Origin of the sequence: Microbacterium sp. W4I20 (genome assembly GCF_030816505.1) — a bacterium.
Taxonomy (GTDB): Bacteria; Actinomycetota; Actinomycetes; order Actinomycetales; family Microbacteriaceae; genus Microbacterium.
The window spans coordinates 4,043,891-4,063,461 of the sequence record NZ_JAUSYB010000001.1; the positions used below are offsets into that span (position 1 = coordinate 4,043,891).

General features: G+C 69.4%; 22 protein-coding genes and 1 tRNA gene. 13 read left to right on the forward strand and 10 right to left on the reverse strand.

Annotated elements, in window-relative coordinates:
• Positions 1 to 7: 7 nt before the first annotated feature.
• Genes QFZ21_RS19655 through QFZ21_RS19665 form a run of 3 tightly spaced genes read right to left on the reverse strand, consistent with a single transcriptional unit; the run spans position 8 to position 1,972 of the window.
• Positions 8 to 934 carry a pseudouridine synthase gene (locus QFZ21_RS19655; protein ID WP_307380893.1) on the reverse strand — a complete coding sequence of 309 codons (927 nt, stop codon included), beginning with the start codon at positions 932 to 934 and terminating at the stop codon, positions 8 to 10.
• 41 nt (positions 935 to 975) lie between these two features.
• Positions 976 to 1,470, reverse strand: a complete 495-nt coding sequence (locus QFZ21_RS19660) for a MarR family winged helix-turn-helix transcriptional regulator (protein ID WP_307380895.1) — start codon at positions 1,468 to 1,470, stop codon at positions 976 to 978.
• A gap of 7 nt (positions 1,471 to 1,477) precedes the next feature.
• Positions 1,478 to 1,972, reverse strand: coding sequence for a GNAT family N-acetyltransferase (locus QFZ21_RS19665; protein WP_307380896.1), 495 nt, complete (start codon positions 1,970 to 1,972; stop codon positions 1,478 to 1,480).
• 111 nt (positions 1,973 to 2,083) lie between these two features.
• On the opposite strand from QFZ21_RS19665, the gene QFZ21_RS19670 reads away from it, so the two are divergent.
• The 6 genes from QFZ21_RS19670 (at position 2,084) to QFZ21_RS19695 (ending at position 7,686) form a co-directional block, all read left to right on the forward strand.
• A tRNA-Gln gene (locus QFZ21_RS19670) sits at positions 2,084 to 2,155 on the forward strand.
• 1 nt (position 2,156) lies between these two features.
• Positions 2,157 to 3,584: a bifunctional UDP-N-acetylglucosamine diphosphorylase/glucosamine-1-phosphate N-acetyltransferase GlmU gene (gene glmU, locus QFZ21_RS19675; RefSeq protein ID WP_307380897.1), complete on the forward strand. Its 1,428-nt coding sequence runs from the start codon at positions 2,157 to 2,159 to the stop codon at positions 3,582 to 3,584.
• 6 nt (positions 3,585 to 3,590) lie between these two features.
• Positions 3,591 to 4,625, forward strand: coding sequence for a ribose-phosphate diphosphokinase (locus tag QFZ21_RS19680; RefSeq protein ID WP_046012959.1), 1,035 nt, complete (start codon positions 3,591 to 3,593; stop codon positions 4,623 to 4,625).
• Positions 4,626 to 4,717: 92 nt separating this feature from the next.
• Positions 4,718 to 5,191 carry an FMN-binding protein gene (locus QFZ21_RS19685; protein ID WP_307380898.1) on the forward strand — a complete coding sequence of 158 codons (474 nt, stop codon included), beginning with the start codon at positions 4,718 to 4,720 and terminating at the stop codon, positions 5,189 to 5,191.
• A 17-nt stretch (positions 5,192 to 5,208) separates the two neighbouring features.
• Complete coding sequence (locus tag QFZ21_RS19690; protein ID WP_307380900.1) at positions 5,209 to 6,096, forward strand: FAD:protein FMN transferase; 888 nt, start codon at positions 5,209 to 5,211, stop codon at positions 6,094 to 6,096.
• A gap of 15 nt (positions 6,097 to 6,111) precedes the next feature.
• The gene (locus tag QFZ21_RS19695) at positions 6,112 to 7,686 is read left to right on the forward strand and encodes an FAD-dependent oxidoreductase (RefSeq protein WP_307380901.1); all 1,575 of its coding nucleotides are present in this window, start codon (positions 6,112 to 6,114) and stop codon (positions 7,684 to 7,686) included.
• A 24-nt stretch (positions 7,687 to 7,710) separates the two neighbouring features.
• On the opposite strand, the gene QFZ21_RS19700 is transcribed toward QFZ21_RS19695, so the two are convergent.
• The 4 genes from QFZ21_RS19700 to gndA all read right to left on the reverse strand — a co-directional run bounded on the left by QFZ21_RS19700 (position 7,711) and on the right by gndA (position 12,583).
• Complete coding sequence (locus QFZ21_RS19700) at positions 7,711 to 9,225, reverse strand: sensor histidine kinase (protein WP_373426055.1); 1,515 nt, start codon at positions 9,223 to 9,225, stop codon at positions 7,711 to 7,713.
• A 26-nt stretch (positions 9,226 to 9,251) separates the two neighbouring features.
• Positions 9,252 to 9,980 (reverse strand): response regulator transcription factor, encoded by a 729-nt coding sequence (locus tag QFZ21_RS19705; protein WP_307380904.1) that lies wholly within the window; start codon positions 9,978 to 9,980, stop codon positions 9,252 to 9,254.
• A 44-nt stretch (positions 9,981 to 10,024) separates the two neighbouring features.
• Complete coding sequence (locus tag QFZ21_RS19710) at positions 10,025 to 11,038, reverse strand: acetylxylan esterase (protein ID WP_307380906.1); 1,014 nt, start codon at positions 11,036 to 11,038, stop codon at positions 10,025 to 10,027.
• A 96-nt stretch (positions 11,039 to 11,134) separates the two neighbouring features.
• On the reverse strand, positions 11,135 to 12,583 hold the full coding sequence (gene gndA, locus QFZ21_RS19715) for an NADP-dependent phosphogluconate dehydrogenase (RefSeq protein WP_307380908.1): 1,449 nt from the start codon (positions 12,581 to 12,583) through the stop codon (positions 11,135 to 11,137).
• Between the two features lie 162 nt (positions 12,584 to 12,745).
• On the opposite strand from gndA, the gene QFZ21_RS19720 reads away from it, so the two are divergent.
• Positions 12,746 to 13,804 carry a D-2-hydroxyacid dehydrogenase gene (locus QFZ21_RS19720; protein WP_307380909.1) on the forward strand — a complete coding sequence of 353 codons (1,059 nt, stop codon included), beginning with the start codon at positions 12,746 to 12,748 and terminating at the stop codon, positions 13,802 to 13,804.
• A gap of 31 nt (positions 13,805 to 13,835) precedes the next feature.
• Here the strand turns inward: QFZ21_RS19720 and QFZ21_RS19725 are convergent, their stop codons facing one another.
• Entirely contained in the window at positions 13,836 to 13,961 is a 126-nt protein-coding gene (locus QFZ21_RS19725; RefSeq protein WP_307380910.1) for a hypothetical protein, read from the reverse strand.
• Positions 13,962 to 14,184: 223 nt separating this feature from the next.
• Between QFZ21_RS19725 and QFZ21_RS19730 the strand changes: the two genes are divergently transcribed.
• Together QFZ21_RS19730 and pth are read left to right on the forward strand one after the other, a co-directional pair.
• Positions 14,185 to 14,820: a 50S ribosomal protein L25/general stress protein Ctc gene (locus QFZ21_RS19730; protein ID WP_307380911.1), complete on the forward strand. Its 636-nt coding sequence runs from the start codon at positions 14,185 to 14,187 to the stop codon at positions 14,818 to 14,820.
• 101 nt (positions 14,821 to 14,921) lie between these two features.
• The gene (pth, locus tag QFZ21_RS19735) at positions 14,922 to 15,503 is read left to right on the forward strand and encodes an aminoacyl-tRNA hydrolase (RefSeq protein ID WP_307380913.1); all 582 of its coding nucleotides are present in this window, start codon (positions 14,922 to 14,924) and stop codon (positions 15,501 to 15,503) included.
• Positions 15,504 to 15,532: 29 nt separating this feature from the next.
• Here the strand turns inward: pth and QFZ21_RS19740 are convergent, their stop codons facing one another.
• Entirely contained in the window at positions 15,533 to 16,180 is a 648-nt protein-coding gene (locus tag QFZ21_RS19740) for a hypothetical protein (protein WP_307380914.1), read from the reverse strand.
• A gap of 26 nt (positions 16,181 to 16,206) precedes the next feature.
• Positions 16,207 to 17,211 carry a tryptophan--tRNA ligase gene (trpS, locus tag QFZ21_RS19745; RefSeq protein ID WP_307380916.1) on the reverse strand — a complete coding sequence of 335 codons (1,005 nt, stop codon included), beginning with the start codon at positions 17,209 to 17,211 and terminating at the stop codon, positions 16,207 to 16,209.
• 61 nt (positions 17,212 to 17,272) lie between these two features.
• On the opposite strand from trpS, the gene QFZ21_RS19750 reads away from it, so the two are divergent.
• Genes QFZ21_RS19750 through QFZ21_RS19765 form a run of 4 tightly spaced genes read left to right on the forward strand, consistent with a single transcriptional unit; the run spans position 17,273 to position 19,548 of the window.
• Complete coding sequence (locus QFZ21_RS19750; RefSeq protein WP_307380918.1) at positions 17,273 to 17,932, forward strand: SRPBCC family protein; 660 nt, start codon at positions 17,273 to 17,275, stop codon at positions 17,930 to 17,932.
• Positions 17,929 to 18,615, forward strand: coding sequence for a DUF4166 domain-containing protein (locus QFZ21_RS19755; protein ID WP_307380920.1), 687 nt, complete (start codon positions 17,929 to 17,931; stop codon positions 18,613 to 18,615). The genes QFZ21_RS19750 and QFZ21_RS19755 overlap by 4 nt, the downstream gene beginning before the upstream one ends.
• Complete coding sequence (locus QFZ21_RS19760; protein WP_307380922.1) at positions 18,612 to 19,253, forward strand: DUF4166 domain-containing protein; 642 nt, start codon at positions 18,612 to 18,614, stop codon at positions 19,251 to 19,253. The genes QFZ21_RS19755 and QFZ21_RS19760 overlap by 4 nt, the downstream gene beginning before the upstream one ends.
• Positions 19,234 to 19,548: a hypothetical protein gene (locus QFZ21_RS19765; protein ID WP_307380924.1), complete on the forward strand. Its 315-nt coding sequence runs from the start codon at positions 19,234 to 19,236 to the stop codon at positions 19,546 to 19,548. The genes QFZ21_RS19760 and QFZ21_RS19765 overlap by 20 nt, the downstream gene beginning before the upstream one ends.
• Positions 19,549 to 19,571: the final 23 nt, after the last annotated feature.

Below are 19,571 nucleotides of genomic sequence, written 5' to 3' on the forward strand. Positions count from 1 at the left end.
GTCAGGCTCAGGGACCGAGGGGCGCCTCCTGCAGCACGCGCCGCGTCGTGAAGACCCGATCCTCGCCGCTCAGCGGATCGACGAAGCGCAGCTCGCGGGCGAGCAGCTGCAGCGGTCGGTCGTAGTCGTCCGGCAGGTCCTCGGTCAGCGTCGGGTAGAAGCGGTCGTTCAGGATGCCGAGGCCGATGGCGGCGAGATGCACGCGCAACTGGTGCATCTTGCCGCTGTGCGGCCGCAGCAGGGTGTGCACGACGCGGTCGTCGGCGCGGATGAGCTCGATCAGCGTCTCGGAGTTGGGCTCGCGCTCGTCGTCGATCTGCACGCGCACCTGGGCGCGCAGCTTCTCGATGTGGTTGCGGTACACGAGGGGGAAGCGGGCCGGATCCCAGTCGGCGGGCCGGGCGGACACCGCCTCGTAGACCTTCTGCACCTGCCGGTTCTCGAACAGCAGCTGGTAGGCGCCGCGCGTCGCCGGACGCGCCGAGAACATCAGCAGTCCGGCGGTGGCGCGATCCAAGCGGTGGATGGGCGCGAGGTCGTGATTGTCGAGCCGGCGGCGCAGGCGCACCAGTGCCGAATTCTGCAGGAACTTCCCGCCCGGCGTGGTCGGCAGGAAGTGCGGCTTGTCGACCACCACGAGGTGCTCGTCCTGGTGCAGGATCTCCTCGGTGAACGGGATCTCCTGCTCCACCGCCGGCTCACGGTAGTACCAGATGAACTCCTCGGCACCGAGGGGCGTGTGCCGGGTCAGGGCCGTGCCGTCGCGCGCCACGATGTCGCCGCGGTCGAAACGGAACAGCAGGCGTTCCGGGTCGAGGTGGAAGAAGCGCTCCACCATGTACGCGGCCACGGTGGGCCACTCGCCGGTCAGCGGCACGTGGAGGCGCGTCGCGCCCACGCCATCGCGCGGGGGGAGCGGAGACGGCATGCCCATCAGCAGAGTCCCATCAGCAGCAGCTCATCGGCAGAGCCTCGTCACGAGTCGAAGCTGAGGCTGAGCTTGCGGAGGAGGCCGGCGAGGCGGTCGCGGTCGCCACGGGACAGCCCGCGCAGCAGGTCGGCTTCGACGTCGACCAGACGGGTGATCGCGGCATCCACCCGGATGCGCCCGTCGTCGGTGAGGATCACGAGCACGCTGCGGCCGTCGCCCGGGTCAGCCTCCCGGCGCACGAAGCGCCGTGCGACGAGGCGGTCGATCCGGTTCGTCATGGTGCCGCTCGAGACGAGGGTCTGCTGCAGCAGCTGCTTCGGCGACAGCTGGAAGGGAGCGCCCGCGCGACGCAGCGCCGAGAGCACGTCCCACTCCCAGGGCTCGAGATCGCTGCGCCGGAAGACGTCGCGGCGGGCCCGATCGAGCAGTCGGGTGAGCCGGTCCATCCGCGACAGCACCTCGAGCGGCGAGAAGTCGAGGTCGGGTCGCTGCGTGTTCCACGCACCGACGATCCGGTCGACCTCATCCGCTTCGCTCATCCGATCATTATCCCGTGCGCGCCGGCACGCCGGATGCCGGGGGCAGCACGAGTGTCATGAACGTGCTGAGCGGATCGGGGCGATAGCCGCCGAACGGTCCGCACTCCACGAACCCCGCGCTCGCATAGAGCGCCCGCGCAGGGGCGAAGAACTCCATGCTCCCCGTCTCCAGTGACACACGACGGATGCCGCGGCTCGCGGCATCCGTCAGCAGGAAATCGAGCATCGCGCGTCCGAGGCCCCGGCCGCGCATCGCGGGATCCGTGCGCATCGACTTGAGCTCCTCGTGGCCGTCATCGACGGTCGCAAGCGCACCGGTCGCCACCGGGTGTCCGTCGTCGAGGGAGGCGAACAGGCGGATGCCGGGCACGAGAAGCCGGTCGAAGGGCAAGGCGTGCCGGCTCTCCGCGGGGGCGGTCGGCTCCATGTCCGCGTGGTGGGATTCGAGGAAGGCGGCCAGGGCCGGGCTCGGGCTCTGGACCCGTTCGATGACGATGCTCACCCCCTCAGCATCCCAAAGAGGTGTTTCGCGCGGATGACGCCGCTGCCCGTCAGCAGAACACCGGCCCAGGCATGGCAGACTTGACGCGCGGCGTCCTCGCGGACGGCGCGGTCCGCCGTGGTGTAATGGCAGCACGACAGCCTTTGGAGCTGTTAGGTCTAGGTTCGAGTCCTGGCGGCGGAGCATGACAGCTAACCTCGCGATCATCATCCTCGCCGCAGGACAGGGCACGCGCATGAAGTCGCGCATCCCCAAGGTCCTGCATCCGATCGGCGGACGACCGCTGGTCGGCCACGTGCTCACGACCGCGGCGCGGCTGGAGGCGCAGCACATCGAGGTCGTGGTGCGTCACGAGCGCGACCAGGTGGTCACCGCCCTCTCGAAGGACTATCCCGACGCCGTCTTCATCGACCAGGACGACGTCCCCGGTACCGGCCGCGCCGTCCAGGTGGCGATCGACGCGCTGCCCGGCGACTTCGACGGCGATGTGCTCGTGCTCTCGGGCGACGTGCCGCTGCTCGAGGTCGAGACGCTCCGCCGGCTCATCGACGGCCACCGGAGTGCCGCCGCAGCGGCCACGCTGCTCAGCGCCCGACTCGACGACCCCACCGGCTACGGCCGCGTGATCCGCGACGACGCGGGAACGGTGCAGCGCATCGTCGAGCAGAAGGATGCGAGCACCGACGAGGCGGCGGTCACCGAGATCAACGCCGGCGTCTACGTGTTCCGCGCCCCCGAGCTGCGCACCTACCTCTCGCGGGTCGGTCAGGACAACGCTCAGGGCGAGATGTACCTGACCACGGTCATCGAGCTGCTCCGCGGCGCCGACCAGACGGTCGCGGCCGAGCTCGCCGAGGACACCGCGTCGACCTTCGGCATCAACGACCGCGTCCAGCTCGCCGAGGCCGGTCGCGTGCTGAACGACCGGATCGTGCGCCGCTGGCAGCGCGAGGGCGTCACAGTGATCGACCCGGCGACCACCTGGATCGACGACGACGCGAACCTCTCGCCCGACGTCACGATCCTCCCGAACACGCACATCCTGCGGGCCACCGCCATCGCTCCCGGCGCCATCGTCGGCCCCGACACCACTCTCGTCGACTGCGAGGTGGGGGAGGACGCGATCGTCCGACGCACCGATGCCACGCTCGCCGTGATCGGCGCGGGCGCGACCGTCGGCCCGTTCTCGTTCCTGCGCCCCGGGACCGTTCTCGGCGCGAACGGAAAGATCGGCGCCTACGTCGAGACGAAGAACGCGGAGATCGGCGAGGGCAGCAAGGTCCCGCACCTGTCCTACGTCGGAGACGCGACCATCGGCCGCGGCGTGAACCTCGGCGCGAGCACGATCACCGCGAACTACGACGACGTGCACAAGCACCGCACCGAGATCGGCGACGAGGTGCACACCGGGTCGCACACCGTGCTCGTCGCGCCCGTTAGGCTGGGTGCTGGTGCGAAGACCGCGGCAGGCGCAGTCGTCCGCAAGGATGTCCCCGCCGGCGCCCTGGCCATGAGCGTCGCCCCTCAGCGCAACATCGAGGGGTGGGTCGAGAAGAACAGAGCAGGCACGGGTGCGGCGGATGCTGCATCTCGCGAGAATTCGGCGGAATAGGCGGACATGGCGCGCAAGAAGAAGATCGTCGATCTGGATCGCGACAACGGCATCGCTCCGGGTCTGGTCGCGAAGACCAAGAAGCGCCTGGTCATCGCGGGAGGGCGTTCGCATCCCGCGCTCACCGCAGCGGTCGCGGAGTCGCTCGGCACCGAGATCGCGCCGACCGAGCACCGCACCTTCGCCTCGGGCGAGATCTACGCCCGATTCGAGGTCTCGATCCGCGGCTGCGACCTCTTCCTCTTCCAGACGTTCGGCGAGCCGGTCAACGAGTGGCTCATGGAGACGCTCATCATGATCGACGCCGCCAAGCGCGCGTCCGCCAAGCGGATCACCGTCGTGGCGCCCTACTACCCCTACTCTCGTCAGGACAAGAAGGGCCGTGGGCGCGAGCCGATCAGCGCGCGCCTCGTCGCCGATCTGCTCAAGACGGCCGGCGCCGACCGCGTGATGAGCGTCGACCTGCACGCCGCGCAGATCCAGGGGTTCTTCGACGGCCCCGTCGACCATCTGTTCGCGAAGCCGGTCCTCCTCGAGCATTTCCAGCGCACGCTGAGCCCGGCGGACCGCGAGATCCTCACCGTCGTCTCTCCGGACATGGGCCGCGTGCGCGTCGCCGACACCTGGTCGGACAGCCTCGGCGCGCCGCTCGCGATCATCCACAAGCGCCGCGACCCGAAGGTGGCCAATCAGGTCTCCGTGCACGAGATCGTCGGAACCGTCGAGGGTCGCACCTGCCTCCTCGTCGACGACATGATCGACACGGGCGGCACGATCGTCAAGGCCGCCCAGGCGCTGAAGGCCGCGGGGGCGCACCGCGTCATCGTCGCTGCCACGCACGCGATCTTCAGCGACCCGGCGCACGAGCGCCTGCAGGACGAGTCGATCGACGAGGTCGTCGTCACCGACACGATCCCGCTCACCGAGTCCCGCCGCTGGGACCGCCTCACGATCCTCCCGATCGCGCCGCTGCTGGCCCGCGCCGTGCACGAGGTCTTCGAAGACGGCTCTGTCACGAGCATGTTCGGCGGCGACGCGTAACGCAGCGCCACGGTACAGCCCGCGCATAGACGGGATGCCTACGGTCGATTCAGCGGCATACAGTCGCGAGACACCGAGCCGGGAGGACCATCATGATCCGCACGACCGTACCGACCTCTGTCCACAAGGGAGCCGCTCTCATCGGCGTCGCGGGACTCCTCGTCCTCGCCGGCTGCTCCGCACCCGCCGACACCGACGAGCCGACGAACGGCGCCGGCACGGGCTCCGACGAGAGCACCGGCTCCGAGTCCGGCGGTGACGCCGCCGGCAGCTACAAGGACGGCACCTACACCGCCGATGGCCAGTACCAGACGCCCGAGACGGTCGAGAAGATCTCGGTCACGCTGACCCTCGCAGACGGCGTCGTCACCGACGTCGAGGTCACCGGCGACCCGCAGGCCCCCGAGACCGAGCGCTATCAGGGCGAGTTCATCGACGGCATCGCCGACGAGGTCGAGGGCAAGTCCATCGACGAGCTCGACGTGAGCCGCGTGGCCGGCTCCTCGCTCACGAGCGGCGGATTCAACGACGCGGTCGACGCGATCAAGGAGCAGGCCGCGGCCTAGGCGCCGGAGGTCTCGTCATGGCGACCTGGCGGTTCGAGGCGATCGGCACCGGCTGGGAGATCGAGACGTCGGTGGAGTTGACCGATGCCGACCGCGCAGCCGTCGCCGCCGAGATCGATCGGTTCGACCGCGAGTGGTCGCGGTTCCGCGATGACTCCGACGTCACCCGGCTCGGTCGCGAGGGCGGCGCGCTCGCCTCGACGGACGCCCGCGTCATGCTCGACGCCTACCGGGAGCTGTCGGATGCCACCGGTGGGGCCGTGAACCCGCTGGTGGCCGACAGTCTCAGTGCCCTCGGGTACGACCCCGGCTATTCGCTTATCGCCGGGGAGCCGGTGAGTGCGCCGGCCGACTGGCAGGACCGCGTGTCGTGGACGGATGCCGCAGCGACGGCATCCGCTCCCGCACTGCTCGATGTCGGCGCGCTCGGCAAGGGGCGGCTGGTCGACCTCGTCACCACAGTGCTGTCCGGTGTGTCCGGAGACGTCGTGGTCGATGCGGGTGGCGACATCCGGGTGCGGGGTGCGGCCGCCCGCATCGGGCTGGAGCATCCGTTCGACGCCCGCAAGGCGATCGGCGTCGTCAGCGTGCAGGACGGCGCGCTGTGCGCGTCGGCCGTCAACCGTCGGGCGTGGGGGAACGGCCTGCACCATGTGCTCGACGCCCGCACCGGGGTGCCCGTGCGCACCTGGGCCGCCACGTGGGCGTTCGCGCCAGAGGCGATGCGAGCGGATGCCGTCGCGACGGCGCTCTTCTTCGACGGTGGCCCGGCGCTGGCCGCGGCCTGGGGCGTGGAGTGGGTGCGGATGACCACCGACGGCCGGGTCGAGCGATCGCCCGGGTGCCCGGCAGAGCTGTTCCTCGCAGGGTCGGGGCGCGGAGCGCGCCCCGACGATCAGAACTAAGGAAGAGTGGAAAACGTGATCTCGTCTCTCGCCGCCGCACGCCAGCGGGTCCTCGCGGTCCTGGGCTCGCTGTCGATGTACCGCCTCGTGCTCTTCGCCCTCGCCGCCCTCGCCGTCATCGCGTTCGTGCTGTCGCTGCTCGGCGTGATCGTCTCTCCGGCGCCGCTCGAGCTGGTGGTGTCGTTCGTCGTGCTCGCGGTGGTGATCTCGGCGGTGGACGCCGCAGCCCAGCGCATCCTCCGGCTTCCCTGGCGCATCGAGTCGTCGCTGGTCACCGCGTTGATCCTGCTGTTCGTGCTGCGACCGGGACTGGAGCCGGCGAGCCTGCTCGGTCTCGCGCTGGCCGGCGCTCTCGCGAGCCTCTCCAAGTACCTGATCGCGTGGCGCGGGCGGCACATCGTGAACCCCGCCGCGTTCGGCGCCGCCGTGGTGTCGATCCTGGGCGCGTTCGGCGCACTCGAATGGCTGGGCACCTCCTCGTCGTGGTGGGTGGGCACGCCCGTGCTCACGATCCCCGTGGCCGTCCTCGGGCTGGCCGTGCTGTGGCGCACCGAGAAGGTGCGCGTGGTGCTGGTGTTCCTCCTCGTCGCGTTCGCGGTGTCGATCCTCCGACAGGCCGTGCAGGCGCAGGAGTTCGATATCCCGTTCGACATCGTCACGGCGCTGCAGTTCGCGGTGCTCCAGTCGCCGTTCCTCTTCCTCGGAGCGTTCATGCTCTCCGAGCCGCTCACCCTCCCGCCGCGCCGCCATCAGCAGTTCGCGGTGGCCATCGTGGTCGGCGTGCTGGCCGGATGGCCCATCTCGGTCGCCGGCCTGTTCACGCTGGGTCAGGAGCGGGCCCTGATAATCGGGAACCTGCTGGCGTTCGCCTTCGCCCTGCGCGGGTCGGTGCGGCTGGTGCTGGAGCGGCGCGATTTCGTCACGCCGACGGCGCAGGAGCTGACCTTCCGCGCCAACGGGAAGGTGAACTTCCTCCCCGGCCAGTATCTCGAACTCGACGTCCCCCACCACCGTCCCGATGCGCGAGGCACCAGGCGGGAGTTCAGCATCGTGTCGGCGCCGACCGACCTGCCGACGCTGCGCATCGCGTACAAGAACGGCGATCAGAAGCATCCGTCGAGCTACAAGCGGGCACTCGCCGCGGCCGAGCCCGGCACGACGCTGGCCGTGACCGGCACCTGGGGAGACTTCATCCTCCCTCGCAGCGAGTCGCCGGTGCTCATGGTCGCCGCCGGGATCGGCGTCACCCCCTTCGTCTCCCAGCTGCGCCAGCTGCAGGCCGACGGACGGCAGCGCGACATCGTGCTCGTGTACGTGGCGTCCGAGGCGGCGGAGCTCGCGTTCCGCGATGAGCTGGCCGCGACCGGGGTGCGCACCTTCGTGTTCACCCGCGACGAACCGGCAGACCTGCCCGCGCACTGGACCTGGGCGCAGGGCGCCCGGCTGGACGCCGAGTCGCTCGAGCGGTCCGTCGGCGACCTGGCAGCCCGGCACGCCTACATCTCGGGTCCGCCACGCCTCATCGCGGATCTCACGCCCGCGCTGCAGAAGGCCCGCAGCCTCACGACCGACGCGTTCGCCGGCTACTGACCCGGGAAACGCCCGAGCGCAGGATCAGGCCGGGGTGCCCGCGGTTGCGGCAGGAGTGAGCGGCAGGCGCACCGTGAAGGTCGTGTCACCCGGCTCGCTGGTCGCGAGGATCGTTCCGCCGTGGCCGTCGACGATGGCCTTGACGATCGCGAGCCCGAGGCCCGTGCCACCGGTCTGCCGGGCGCGGGAGCTGTCGCCGCGCGCGAAGCGGGCGAAGAGCTCGTCGCGGAGCGCGGGATCGATCCCCGGGCCGTCGTCGTGCACGCGCAGGACGGCCTCGGAGCCCTCCTGGCCGACGCTGAGGGTGATCGTGGTGCCCGCGGGGGTGTGCGTGCGCGCGTTCGCGAGCAGGTTCGCGACGACCTGATGCATGCGCCCCGCATCGCCGACGATCGTGACCGGCTCATCGGGGACCTCGATCACCCAGTGGTGATCGACCCCGGTGGGTCGAGCATCCGACAGGCCCTCCAGAGCGAGCTGGGTGAGGTCGACGGTGCCGTAGATGAGTTCGCGTCCCTCGTCGAGTCGGGCCAGCAGCAGCAGATCCTCGACGAGACGTGTCATCCGCAGGGACTGCGCCTGGATACGCTCCAGCGACGAGGTCGTGCTCTCGATGGCGTCCGGGCCGTCGGCACCCTGCGGATTCTGACGGAGCGCGCGGAGGGACAGCTCCGAGTAGCCGCGGATGGAGGCGAGCGGGGTCCGAAGCTCGTGACTGGCGTCGGCCACGAACCTCCGCATCTGCTCCTCGTTCTTCTGGCGGGCGGCGAGCGAGGTGTTCACGTGATCGAGAAGTTTGTTGAGCGCGGCGCCCACGAGACCGGTCTCGGTGCGCGGATCGGCCTCGTAGGCCGGAACCCGCTCGGTGATGGTCACCTCGCCGCGATCAAGCTGCTGGTTGGCAACGCGGGTCGCGGTCCTCGCGACGGCGCGGAGCGGGCGCAGGCCGAGTCTGATCGTGATCGCTGTCGTCAGGGCCAGCAGGATCAGGCCGCCGATCGTCGCGAGCGCGATCACGGTGAGCAGCTGGGTGAGCTGGTTCTGGATGTCGTCGCGGGGAAGGCCGGTCACGGCGATGGCGCCGTTGCCCACCGGCAGGGCCATGATCCGGTACGACCCGACGCCGGTGAGGGTGACGGTCACCGGCGAGGTGTCGGTCATCGTGTCGACGCTCTGCTGCAGCGTGTCGACGATCTCCTGCAGCTGCTGGCGGGTGAGGCCCTCGAGGGTGCCGGTGAGTTCGTCCTCGGCGCTGCTGGTCACGATGACACCGCTCGCTCCGGTGAGCGGACTCAGCACGGCGAACAGCACACCGGACGCCTGCACCGTCTGCCCGGCCAGCACGTTCTGTGCGGTCGTCTGCTGCCCGTCGAACGATGACGCCCAGCGGGCGTGCTGCTGCGCGCTGAGGCTGAGCTTCTGGTCGAGCTGGTCCTCCATGGTGCGGCCGAGGGTGGCGCTGGTGATGATCGCGACGATGACGAGGATCAGCGAGACGAACCCGATCACGGCGGTCATCAGCCGTGTCTGCAGGCTCATCGGCCGTCGTGCCATCGCCGCATCGGTCACTGCGGCGCCTTGATCATGTAGCCGACTCCGCGGACCGTGTGCAGGAGCGGCGTGCGGCCGGCATCGATCTTCTTGCGCAGGTACGAGATGTACAGCTCGACGACCGAGGACTTGCCGCCGAAGTCGTAGCTCCAGACCCTGTCGAGGATCTGTGCCTTCGACAGCACGCGCCGCTCGTTGCGCATGAGGTATCGGAGCAGCTCGAACTCCGTCGCGGTGAGGTCGATCTCGACGTCGTCGCGGATGACCTCGTGGCTGTCCTCGTTGAGGGTGAGGTCGGCGACGCGGAGGATTGACTGTCCGTCGTCGGCGGTGGCGTGCCCGGTGCGACGGATGATGGCGCGCAGGCGCGCGATGACCTCCTCGAGGCTGAACGGCTTGGTGACGTAGTCGTCCCCGCCGGCGGTGAGCCCGGCGACGCGGTCGCCGACGGCATCCTTCGCGGTGAGGAAGAGCACGGGCACCAGGCTCCCGGCCTCGCGGAGCCGCTTCAGCACGGCCATACCGTCGAGATCGGGCATCATGATGTCGAGCACCAGAGCATCCGGTTCGAACTCCTTCGCGACCTGCAGGGCCTCCATCCCGGAGGAGGCGGTGCGCACCTCCCAGCCCTCCATGCGGAGCGCCATCGCCAGGAGATCGGTGAGCATCTGCTCGTCGTCGACGGCGAGGATGCGCAGGGGAGAACCGTCAGGACGGCGAAGATCGGGCAGGTCGCTGGTCATGCATCCATTCTGCGGAATCTCCTATGGAATTTCTATGGAGCTGACTATGCGTCTTCTGTGAAGATCCCCTGTGCGGTGGATGCCGACTTCGGCATCCTGACCAGGCGCTCGTCGGGGAGCACGAAGAAGTCGATCGCGCCCTGCGCGACGAGCTGGTCCGAGAGCTCCGCGATCGGTCCGTCGAGATGTCCGTTCGCCCGCACGGTGAGGCGACGAGCGCCGGTGAGGGCGTGGTACACCGCGAACTGCCCGCGCGGGTCGACCGCGGGGTCGAGCAGAGCGGCTCCGATGTGAACGGGCAGATGCAGGCGGCGTGCGGCGATGGCGGCATCGAAATAACTCAGGACCGGGCGGTCTTCGGGATGCTCGCGCAGATGCCGACGCACGGCCTCGCTGCTGCCGGTGCTCCGTCGACCGAGCCGCACCGGATGGTCGCCGAAGCTCGGCACGTCGAAGGACGCGCGACGGAACCGTGCGTCCCAGGGCAGTGCCAGGGCACCGATACCGCCGCCGAAGCTGGTGCCCGAGTAGTCGAGCGCTCGGGCCGCCGGGGGAGCGAGGTCGAGCAGGACGCTCGCCGCCCGCCACAGGTCGGCGGCGGCGAAGCGATGCGAGTAGGTGTCCCGATGCGCGATGCCCGCGAGCACGTGATCGGAGGGATCGGCGGGGAAGCGGCTGGGCGTGCCCGTAGGGATTCCCGGGGCGCACGGGAAGATCGCGGCGGTGTCTGCGGAGACGAGGTCGAGGTCGGGGCCGCTCCGGCCTCCGTAGCCGTGTCCCACCACGAGACCGCGGCGGACGTCCGCCCCCGACAGGGGCACCATCGCGTAGGCGACCGCCCATTCACCCGCGGAGGACCAGAGCCGAAGTTCCGTCACCCGGTGGGTCTCCGTCGACTCGAGGGAACGCACCTCCTCCCACTCGACCCTGCCGCCGCCGAACTCCGCGAACGTCGACAGCCAGAAGTCATCGAAGTCCTCAGGCTCCGGGGGAGCGGTCGGCGGCGTCAGCAGAGCGCTCAGCGAGTACTCCGTCATCTCTTCACGATCGCCGGTCATGATGCTCCTCCTGTCCGCAGGGACGTGCACGACGATACCGACGCGAAAGGGCCGGACACCATCGCGGTGCCCGGCCCTCGTGCATCAGAACGCAGGTCAGTGCGTGTCTTCCGCCTCGATCTCGGTGCGGTCGCCCGACCACAGCGTGTGGAAGGTGCCTTCCTTGTCGATGCGCTTGTAGGTGTGCGCGCCGAAGAAGTCGCGCTGACCCTGCACGAGCGCGGCGGGGAGCCGGTCGGCGCGGATGCCGTCGTAGTACGACAGTGACGACGAGAAGGCGGGTGCGGGGATGCCGGCCTGCGCGGCGGTGACGACCACGCGGCGCCAGGACGCCTGGCCGCGGGTGAAGACCTCGGCGAAGTACGGGGCGGTCATCAGCACGGGGAGGTCCGGCGTCTCGGCGTAGGCCTCGGCGATGCGGTTCAGGAACTGGGCGCGGATGATGCAGCCGCCGCGCCAGATCTTGGAGATCGCGCCGAGGTCGATGTTCCAGCCGTATTCGGCGGCGCCGGCGCGGATCTCGTCGAAGCCCTGCGAGTACGCGACGATCTTCGACGCGTACAGCGCGAGGCGCACGTCTTCGATGAAGGCGGCCTCGTCCTCGACCTCGAACTCGTCGTCCGGACCCGGGAGCGCGCCGGCGACGGCACGCTGCTCGGGGTGCGAGGAGAGCGAGCGGGCGAACGTGGCCTCGGCGATGCCCGAGACGGGCACGCCGAGGGAGAGCGCGGTCTGCACGGTCCAGGCGCCGGTGCCCTTGGCGCCGGCCTGATCGACGATCACGTCGACGAGCGGCTTGCCGGTCTCAGCATCCACCTGGCGCAGCACCTCGGCGGTGATCTCGATGAGGTACGACTCGAGCTCGCCCGTGTTCCACTCGGCGAAGATGTCGGCGATCTCGGCGGGGGTCTTGCCCGTGCCGCGGCGGATGAGGTCGTAGGCCTCGGCGATGAGCTGCATGTCGGCGTACTCGATGCCGTTGTGCACCATCTTGACGAAGTGGCCGGCGCCGTCGTGGCCGACGTGGGTGACGCACGGTTCGCCCTCGGCCACTGCGGCGATCGACTTCAGGATCGGGCCGAGGGTGACCCACGACTCGTCGGAGCCGCCGGGCATGATCGAGGGGCCGGTGAGCGCGCCCTCTTCGCCGCCCGAGATGCCGGCGCCGACGAAGTTGATGCCGGTCTCGCGCACGGCCTTCTCGCGGCGGATCGTGTCGGGGAAGTAGGCGTTGCCGCCGTCGACGATGATGTCGCCGGGCTCGAAGACCTCGACGAGCGAGTCGATGACAGCGTCGGTGGGACCGCCGGCCTTGACCATGATGATCGCGGTGCGCGGCTTCTGCAGCGAGTCGGCGAACTCCTGGTACGTCGATGCGGCGACGAAGCCCGCCTCCGGGTGCTCATCCAGGAGCGTCTGGGTCTTCGCGTGGCTGCGGTTGAAGATCGCCACGGTGTTACCCTCGCGGCTGGCGAGGTTGCGGGCGAGATTCGAACCCATGACGGCGAGTCCGACGACTCCGATGTTCGCTGATGCTTCGGGCACAGAAGGCTCCTGAATCGTGAAGAATGGGGTGCTTTCAGCGTATCGCTGTGCGGAGGGCGGGCGCGCCTCGTGTCACGGATTGCGACGAACGGTCGGGTCGCCCGGCGGGAGCGATCGCCCGACGTCCTACGCTGGACAGGGTCGTCGGCGAGAGGGGTCACCATGGTCGGTTCGGAGAGCAAGCTGCGTGCGGTCGTGGCTGTACCGCTGCCCGAGGAGCTCTGCCGGCTCATCGAGACGCTCGAACCGCGTGTGGAGGTCGTCAGCGATCCGGCGCTGACGCCGCCGATGCGAGGGCCCGCGGACTGGACGGGGGATCCGGACTTCGTGCGCACTCCTTACCAGCAGGCCGCCTTCGACGCGATGGTGGATTCGGCCGAGGTCCTCTTCGGGATCCCCGACGTCGATGCGGCGGCGCTCGCCCGCACGGTGAGTGCGAACCCCGGCCTGCGCTGGGTGATGACGACGGCCGCGGGCGGCGGCAGCACCGTGAAGGCGGCCGGGCTCTCGCGGGAGGATCTCGATCGGGTCGTCTTCACGACCAGCGCCGGTGTGCACGGGGGAACGCTCGCGGAATTCGCGGTCTTCGCCGTCATGGCCGGCGCCAAGGGCCTGCCCCGGCTGCTGGCGGATCAGCGTACCCGGACCTGGCCCGACCGCTGGGAGATGCGACAGCTCGACGAGATGACGGTGCTGATCGTCGGGCTCGGTGGGATCGGCGCGGAATGCGCCCGGCGGTTCCACGCCCTCGGGGCGACAGTGTGGGGCACGACGCGGTCCGGGGAGCCCGTCGACGGCATCGATCGCCTGGTGCCGCTCGACGAGCTCATCGAAGCCGTCCGTCACGTCGACGCGATCGTCGTGACGCTGCCGGGAACCGCGCAGACCGAGCACCTGATCGGCGCGGAGGTTCTCGAGGCGGCGAAACCCGGCATGATCTTGACGAACGTCGGACGTGGGACCGTCGTCGACGAGGCTGCGCTGCTGAGCGCGCTGGACGACGGGACGATCTCGTTCGCGGGCCTCGATGTCTTCGAGCAGGAGCCTCTGGATGCCGCGTCGCCGCTGTGGTCTCATCCGAACGTGCTGGTCAGCCCGCATACGGCGGCGCTCAATTCCCGGGAGGAAGAGCGCATCGCCCGCCGCTTCGCCGAGAACGCGACGCGACTGCTGGACGGCCGGGAGCTGCGGGCCGTGGTCGACACGGTCGAGTTCTACTGAGCGAACTCTCCTGAGCGGGCTCTCCCCGGTGTCAGTCCTTGCGGTATCCGGAGCGGCCCATCGAGAACAGGGCGGCGAAAGCACCGCCGACCGCGCACACGGACATCGCACCGATCAGCCAGAGGAGTGCGTGCGAGAGGAAGGCGCCGTCGAGCATGAGGTTCTCCGTGATCTGCAGAAAAGGACCGGTGTCACCAGCCTATCGGCTCATCCGGTACCATTGAGCTGTACCTCGGCGAGGGATGCTTCTGCGCGTGCGCGGACATCCGTTATCGACGCGGCGAAGCGAGCCGGTGGCTTTCCTCACGCGTCTGCGTTCGAGCTGACAATTCCAAGACCACCGCGCGGCGCCTTCGCTGCGTGTCCCGAAGGAGAACCGCATGTCTGAAGACACCAAGGTCCACGCCGAGCTCCGCGAGAGCTTCGGCAAGGGCTTCGCCCGTCGCCTCCGCGCCGCCGGCAAGATTCCCGCCGTCATCTACGGCCACGGCACCGAGCCGGTGCACGTCGCACTGCCCGGCCACCAGGTCGGACTCATCATCCGTCGCGCCAACGCGCTGCTCGAGCTCGACATCGAGGGCAAGGAGCAGCTCGCGCTGGTCAAGGACGTGCAGAAGGACCCCGTGCACCAGGTGATCGAGCACATCGATCTGCTCGTCGTCCGCAAGGGCGAGAAGGTCACGATCGACGTTCCGGTCATCGTCACCGGCGAGCCCGCGCCGGGCACGGTCGTCAACCAGGACGCGAACACCCTGTCGATCGAGGCAGAGGCCACGCACATCCCGCAGAACCTCGAGGTCTCCGTCGAGGGTCTCGAAGAGGGCGCGCACATCACCGCCGCAGACGTGAAGCTCCCCAAGGGTTCGACGCTGCTGGCCGACCCCGAGGTGCTCATCGTCGCGATCGCGGTTCCCGCCGAGCAGGACCTCGGTGAGGAGACCGAGGCCGCCGAGGGCACTGAGGCTGCAGAAGGCGCCGAGGGCGACGCTGCCGCTGAGGACGCCGCCGCGGAGTGATCTCCGACTGATTCACCGCAGAGGGGACGCGATCCGATCGCGTCCCCTCTGTCGTATCCTGACCGGGTCCCGGCAAGGGACGCGGATGAGAGGACGAGGGCATGTCATCCACCTGGCTGGTGGTGGGCCTGGGCAATCCCGGCCCCCGCTACGAGAGCACCCGCCACAACATCGGTCAGATGGTCGTCGACGAGATCGCGACACGTCGCGGTGAGAGTTTCCGCGAGCACAAGGGCGGCGCACGCGTCGTCGATACCTGGCTTCGCCCGGGTGCCGACAAGCTCGTGCTCGCGAAGCCGAACAGCTTCATGAACGTCTCGGGCACTCCGGTGGCAGCTCTGGCGCGGTTCTACTCGGTGCCGCCGGAGCAGGTCGTCGTGGTGCACGACGAGCTCGACATCCCGTTCGACACGGTCAAGCTGAAGATCGGCGGCGGACACGGAGGCCACAACGGCGTCCGTGACATCGCGCGCGCGCTCACGACGCCCGAGTTCCCGCGCGTGCGCGTCGGCATCGGGCGTCCGGTCGGCCGTCAGGACCCCGCCGACTGGGTGCTCTCGCCGTTCGGCAAGGAGGAGCGTCCGAACCTGCCGATCCTGGTCTCAGACGCCGCCGACGCGGTCGAACTCCTCGTCGCCGAGGGGTTGCTCGCCGCGCAGCAGAAACACCACGCGCCGCGCTGAGGCGTGTACGCAGTCCTGGCGAGCGCTCGTCAGCTGGCGAACTCGACGAAGCCCGCTGCGCTGCCGGTGGAGAAGGCGATCAGCAGCACCACGAAGAAGATCGCCGGTGCGAGCACCGCGACCACCAGAGCGCCGATGCCGGCACCCCGCCCCTGCTTCTTTCGGATGGCGATGATGCCCATGACGATGGCGGCCACGCCGAGCAGTGTGCCGGTCCAGAAGGAGAGCTCTGCCCACAGCACCTGGTCGCGCGCCGGTGAGAGCACGCTGAGCACGTCATCGTTCGTGGTCGTGATGCCCTGCGGGATGCGGCGGCCGATCTCGAAGCCCGCCACTCCGACGACGATCGGCGTCACGACGGCGGCGACGAGCGCGAGGATCAGGGCGAGCAGGCCGAGGAAGCCCGAGGCGCGAGGAGTCGTCTCCGGCACGGCATATGCGCCCGCAGGAGCCGCGTAGCCGCCGACGGGAACCTGGTAGGCGCCCGGAGGAGCCGCCTGCGGTGCAGGAGTCGGAGCCGAGTAGACCGGAGGCGCAACGGCCGGGGCCGCGTACACCGGCGGTGCGGCAGGCGGAGCCGGCTGGTAGCCCGGGGGAGGCGGCGGAACGGCTCCATACGGCGCAGTCGGAACAGGAGGCACGGCACCGGATGGGGGCGGCAGCTGCGGATCGGTCACGCCCCCATCCTAGAGGCCGGAGGCTCTCAGACGCGGCGGAGCAGCCCCACGCGGTCGTACACATCCGACAGGGTCGCGTCGGCGACGGCATCTGCTCGCCCGGCGTTCTCGGCCAGGATGCGATCGAGCTCGGCGGGGTCGTCGAGCAGCTCGAGCGCCCGTGCGCGCACGGGCTCGAACTCGCTCACCACCACCTCGGCGAGGCCCTTCTTGAAGTCGCCGTAGCCGCGCCCCGCGTACTCGTCTTCGATCGACGCGACCTGACGACCCGAGAGGGCCGCGTAGATCGTGAGCAGGTTCGAGACGCCGGGCTTGTTCTCCCGGTCGAAGCGCACGGATCCCTCGGTGTCGGTCACGGCCCGCATGACCTTCTTGGCCGACTTCGCCGGGTCGTCGAGCATCCAGAGCACGCCCGCATCGCTCTCCGAGGACTTCGACATCTTCGACGTCGGGTTCTGCAGGTCGTAGATGCGCGCGGTCTCCTTCTGGATGACCGGCATCGGCACCGTGAAGGTCTGACCGTAGCGGGTGTTGAAGCGCTCGGCGAGATCCCGAGTGAGCTCGACGTGCTGCTTCTGATCGTCGCCCACCGGCACCACGTCGGTCTGGTACAGCAGGATATCCGCGGCCATGAGCACCGGATACGTGAACAGACCGACGCTCGTGGAGTCCTGCCCGTAGCGGGCCGACTTGTCCTTGAACTGCGTCATCCGGTTCGCTTCGCCGAAGCCCGTGATGGTGCTGAGGATCCAGGCCAGCTCGGCGTGCGCGCGCACGTGCGATTGCACGTACAGCGTCGACTTCGACGGCTCGATGCCCGCCGCGATGTACTGCGCGGCGGTGCGTCGCGTCTTCTCGCGAAGCTCTGCTGGATCGTTCGGCTGCGTGAGGGCATGCAGGTCCACAACCGAGAAGTACGCGTCGTAGGAGTTCTGAAGATCCCGCCACTGCAGGAGCGCGCCGATGTAGTTGCCGATCTGAAGGGAGTCGGCGGAGGGCTGCATTCCGGAGTACAGGCGAGGTTTCGTCACGGTATCAATCCTATGGGGATGCCGGACGGGGTCAGCGCGCAGCGGCGTCTACGCTGAGGGCATGATGCTCGCCCCTCGGACCGCACGGACACCCGGGCGCCGCGATCGCGCTCTCTATGTCGAGATCCTCATCGATGCCCCGATCGAGACGGTCTGGGAGCTCACCCAGGATCCCGAGCAGCACGCACGCTGGGACGGCCGGTTCACGGCGATCCGCCCGAGGCGGCGGCGGGAGGATGGAGCGCAGGAGTTCACCTACGAGCTGGACCTCGGCATCCACACCATCCGCGGCACCGGCGTCTCGCTGGGTGACAAGCACGGGCGGCAGGGGGAGCGCACCTCCGCTCTCGCCTTCGACACCTCTGACCGGCTCTCGCCGCTGGGGCCAGGACGAGGGTACTGGCGCTACATCCCCACCTCCGAGGGAGTGCGCTTCCTCACCGGCTACGACTACGCGCCGGGGTGGGGCTGGGCGGGCCGGGTCCTCGATCCGCTCGTGACCCGTCCGTTCGTGTGGTGGCTCACGGCCTGGAGCTTCGATCGGCTCCGACTCTGGGCGGAGGACGGCGTTCCGCCGGAGGAGACGCGATGGTGGCGGTCGCTCCTTCCCGGACGGCGGCCGCGCGCTCGTGCCCGGCGGTGCCTGTCGCGTCCGGCCAGCACCGGCGGACGCACCATCATGCAGCACGCGCCGGCATCCCTCGCGGTGGTGAGTCCGTGAGCCCCGCTCCCGGGGTGTTCGAGCGCGCGCTCGGTGCCGACTTCGCGCGCCTGCATCCGCAGATGCAGCGGCGGTTCGGGGTGGGCGTCGAGGCGGGATACGGCTGCGTGGGCCGCGGCGTCATGACCGAGATCCGGCGCGGGCCGTGGTGGACGCTCCCGTTCCTCGCGATCGGCACCATGCGGAACATCATGTTCCCCGAGCGCGGGCGGAACATCCCTTTCCAGATCGACAACTTCGCCTACATCGACAGCCTCGGGCGGGAGACCGTGACGTTCGTGCGGACGATGACGATGCGACCGGGCCGGCGTCGCCGATTCGACGCGACGATGATCTACAGCCCCGCGCGCGGGAGGATCGTCGACTACCTCGGAACGCACCAGCACCTCGCGGTGGACCTCGACCTGGCTGTCACGGAGGACGGCGGACTGCGGTTGACGTCGGGCGAGCAGCGCTTCTACGAAGGACCGGTCGCCTTCCGATTCCCGATGCTGTTCAGCGGACGCGCGAGGCTGGTCGAGCGATTCGACGACGAGCAGGGATGCTTCGTCATCGACCTCGAGGTGCACAACGACGTGCTGGGCTTCCTGTTCGGTTACCGGGGGAGTTTCCAGTGCGAGTTCCCCGACGGCACCGCGATGCCGGAGACCGCCAAACCCGTCCGCGAGGAGGTGCGGGAGTGAGTGCGCGAGGTGAGGTCTTCCTGACGGCGCTCGGCGCCGAGGCGGAGCGTCTGCACCCGGAGATCCTGGCGCAGTTGCGAGCGCCCGCTGCTGCCGAGACCGCGGAGGGTGTCTTCGCCGTCGCGGGAAGCCGATTCGGTCGGCTCGGCGCGCTGGCGCTGCCCGTCGTCGGACCTCGGATGCTGGTGACACGACACGCACGGGATGTGCCGTTCATCCTCCGAACCCGTCCGGGGCGCACCGAGGACGGCCGCGCGACTCTCGACACGATCCGGGAGTTCCGCTTCCCCGGCGCGACGCAGTTCATCACCGACCGGCTCACCGAGAGCGTGGTGCCCGGTCTCGTCCGCAACGTGCTCGGTGCGCGGGGCCGGGTGGAACTCATCGAGGAGTGCAGCGTGACGGATCGGGGCGCACTGCGGATGCGGACGAAACGGGTGGCGCTGCGCCTGTGGGGTCGCCGGTTCGCACTGCGCGGCATCCTGGGCATCTCCGTCGACCTGGAGGACGGCTGGGATGAGACTCATCGACGCCGCACGATCGACATGCGCGCCCGAAACCCGCTGTTCGGCACCGTGCTGGAGTATCGCGGCTGGTACCGTCACCTCGAGGAGACGGATGAACCGAACATCGCGTGATGCCCCCGGACGCGGCGTGCGCATCCTCGGGCTCATCCTCACGGTGGTGGCGGGGATCCCGTTCGTGTTCTGCGCGTGGATCGCGCTGAGCAGTCGTCTCGGCCTCGGCTCCGTCGATCCGCACGGGTATGGACTCATCTTCGGAACGTTCCTCGCCCTGGTCGCAGGGATCTTCCTCGCTATGGTCGTGCCACTGATGTTCCCGACCGCGCGTCGGGGCAGCGCATACGTGGGGAGCCTGATCGGCTACGTCGTCGTGGCCGCGGCGCTGATCATCTCGCTCATCACCGCCTGAGCGACCGCCTCGCGGACGCGTGC

Coding starts and splice junctions, on each gene's coding strand:
- QFZ21_RS19655 (WP_307380893.1), bottom strand. CDS start 934: ATGGGCATGCCGTCTCCGCTCCCCCCGCGCGATGGCGTGGGCGCGACG.
- QFZ21_RS19705 (WP_307380904.1), bottom strand. CDS start 9,980: ATGACCAGCGACCTGCCCGATCTTCGCCGTCCTGACGGTTCTCCCCTG.
- pth (WP_307380913.1), top strand. CDS start 14,922: ATGTCATCCACCTGGCTGGTGGTGGGCCTGGGCAATCCCGGCCCCCGC.
- QFZ21_RS19700 (WP_373426055.1), bottom strand. CDS start 9,225: ATGAGCCTGCAGACACGGCTGATGACCGCCGTGATCGGGTTCGTCTCG.
- QFZ21_RS19680 (WP_046012959.1), top strand. CDS start 3,591: ATGGCGCGCAAGAAGAAGATCGTCGATCTGGATCGCGACAACGGCATC.
- QFZ21_RS19710 (WP_307380906.1), bottom strand. CDS start 11,038: ATGACCGGCGATCGTGAAGAGATGACGGAGTACTCGCTGAGCGCTCTG.
- QFZ21_RS19685 (WP_307380898.1), top strand. CDS start 4,718: ATGATCCGCACGACCGTACCGACCTCTGTCCACAAGGGAGCCGCTCTC.
- QFZ21_RS19720 (WP_307380909.1), top strand. CDS start 12,746: ATGGTCGGTTCGGAGAGCAAGCTGCGTGCGGTCGTGGCTGTACCGCTG.
- glmU (WP_307380897.1), top strand. CDS start 2,157: ATGACAGCTAACCTCGCGATCATCATCCTCGCCGCAGGACAGGGCACG.
- QFZ21_RS19750 (WP_307380918.1), top strand. CDS start 17,273: ATGATGCTCGCCCCTCGGACCGCACGGACACCCGGGCGCCGCGATCGC.
- QFZ21_RS19725 (WP_307380910.1), bottom strand. CDS start 13,961: ATGCTCGACGGCGCCTTCCTCTCGCACGCACTCCTCTGGCTGATCGGT.
- QFZ21_RS19730 (WP_307380911.1), top strand. CDS start 14,185: ATGTCTGAAGACACCAAGGTCCACGCCGAGCTCCGCGAGAGCTTCGGC.
- QFZ21_RS19765 (WP_307380924.1), top strand. CDS start 19,234: ATGAACCGAACATCGCGTGATGCCCCCGGACGCGGCGTGCGCATCCTC.
- QFZ21_RS19690 (WP_307380900.1), top strand. CDS start 5,209: ATGGCGACCTGGCGGTTCGAGGCGATCGGCACCGGCTGGGAGATCGAG.
- QFZ21_RS19660 (WP_307380895.1), bottom strand. CDS start 1,470: ATGAGCGAAGCGGATGAGGTCGACCGGATCGTCGGTGCGTGGAACACG.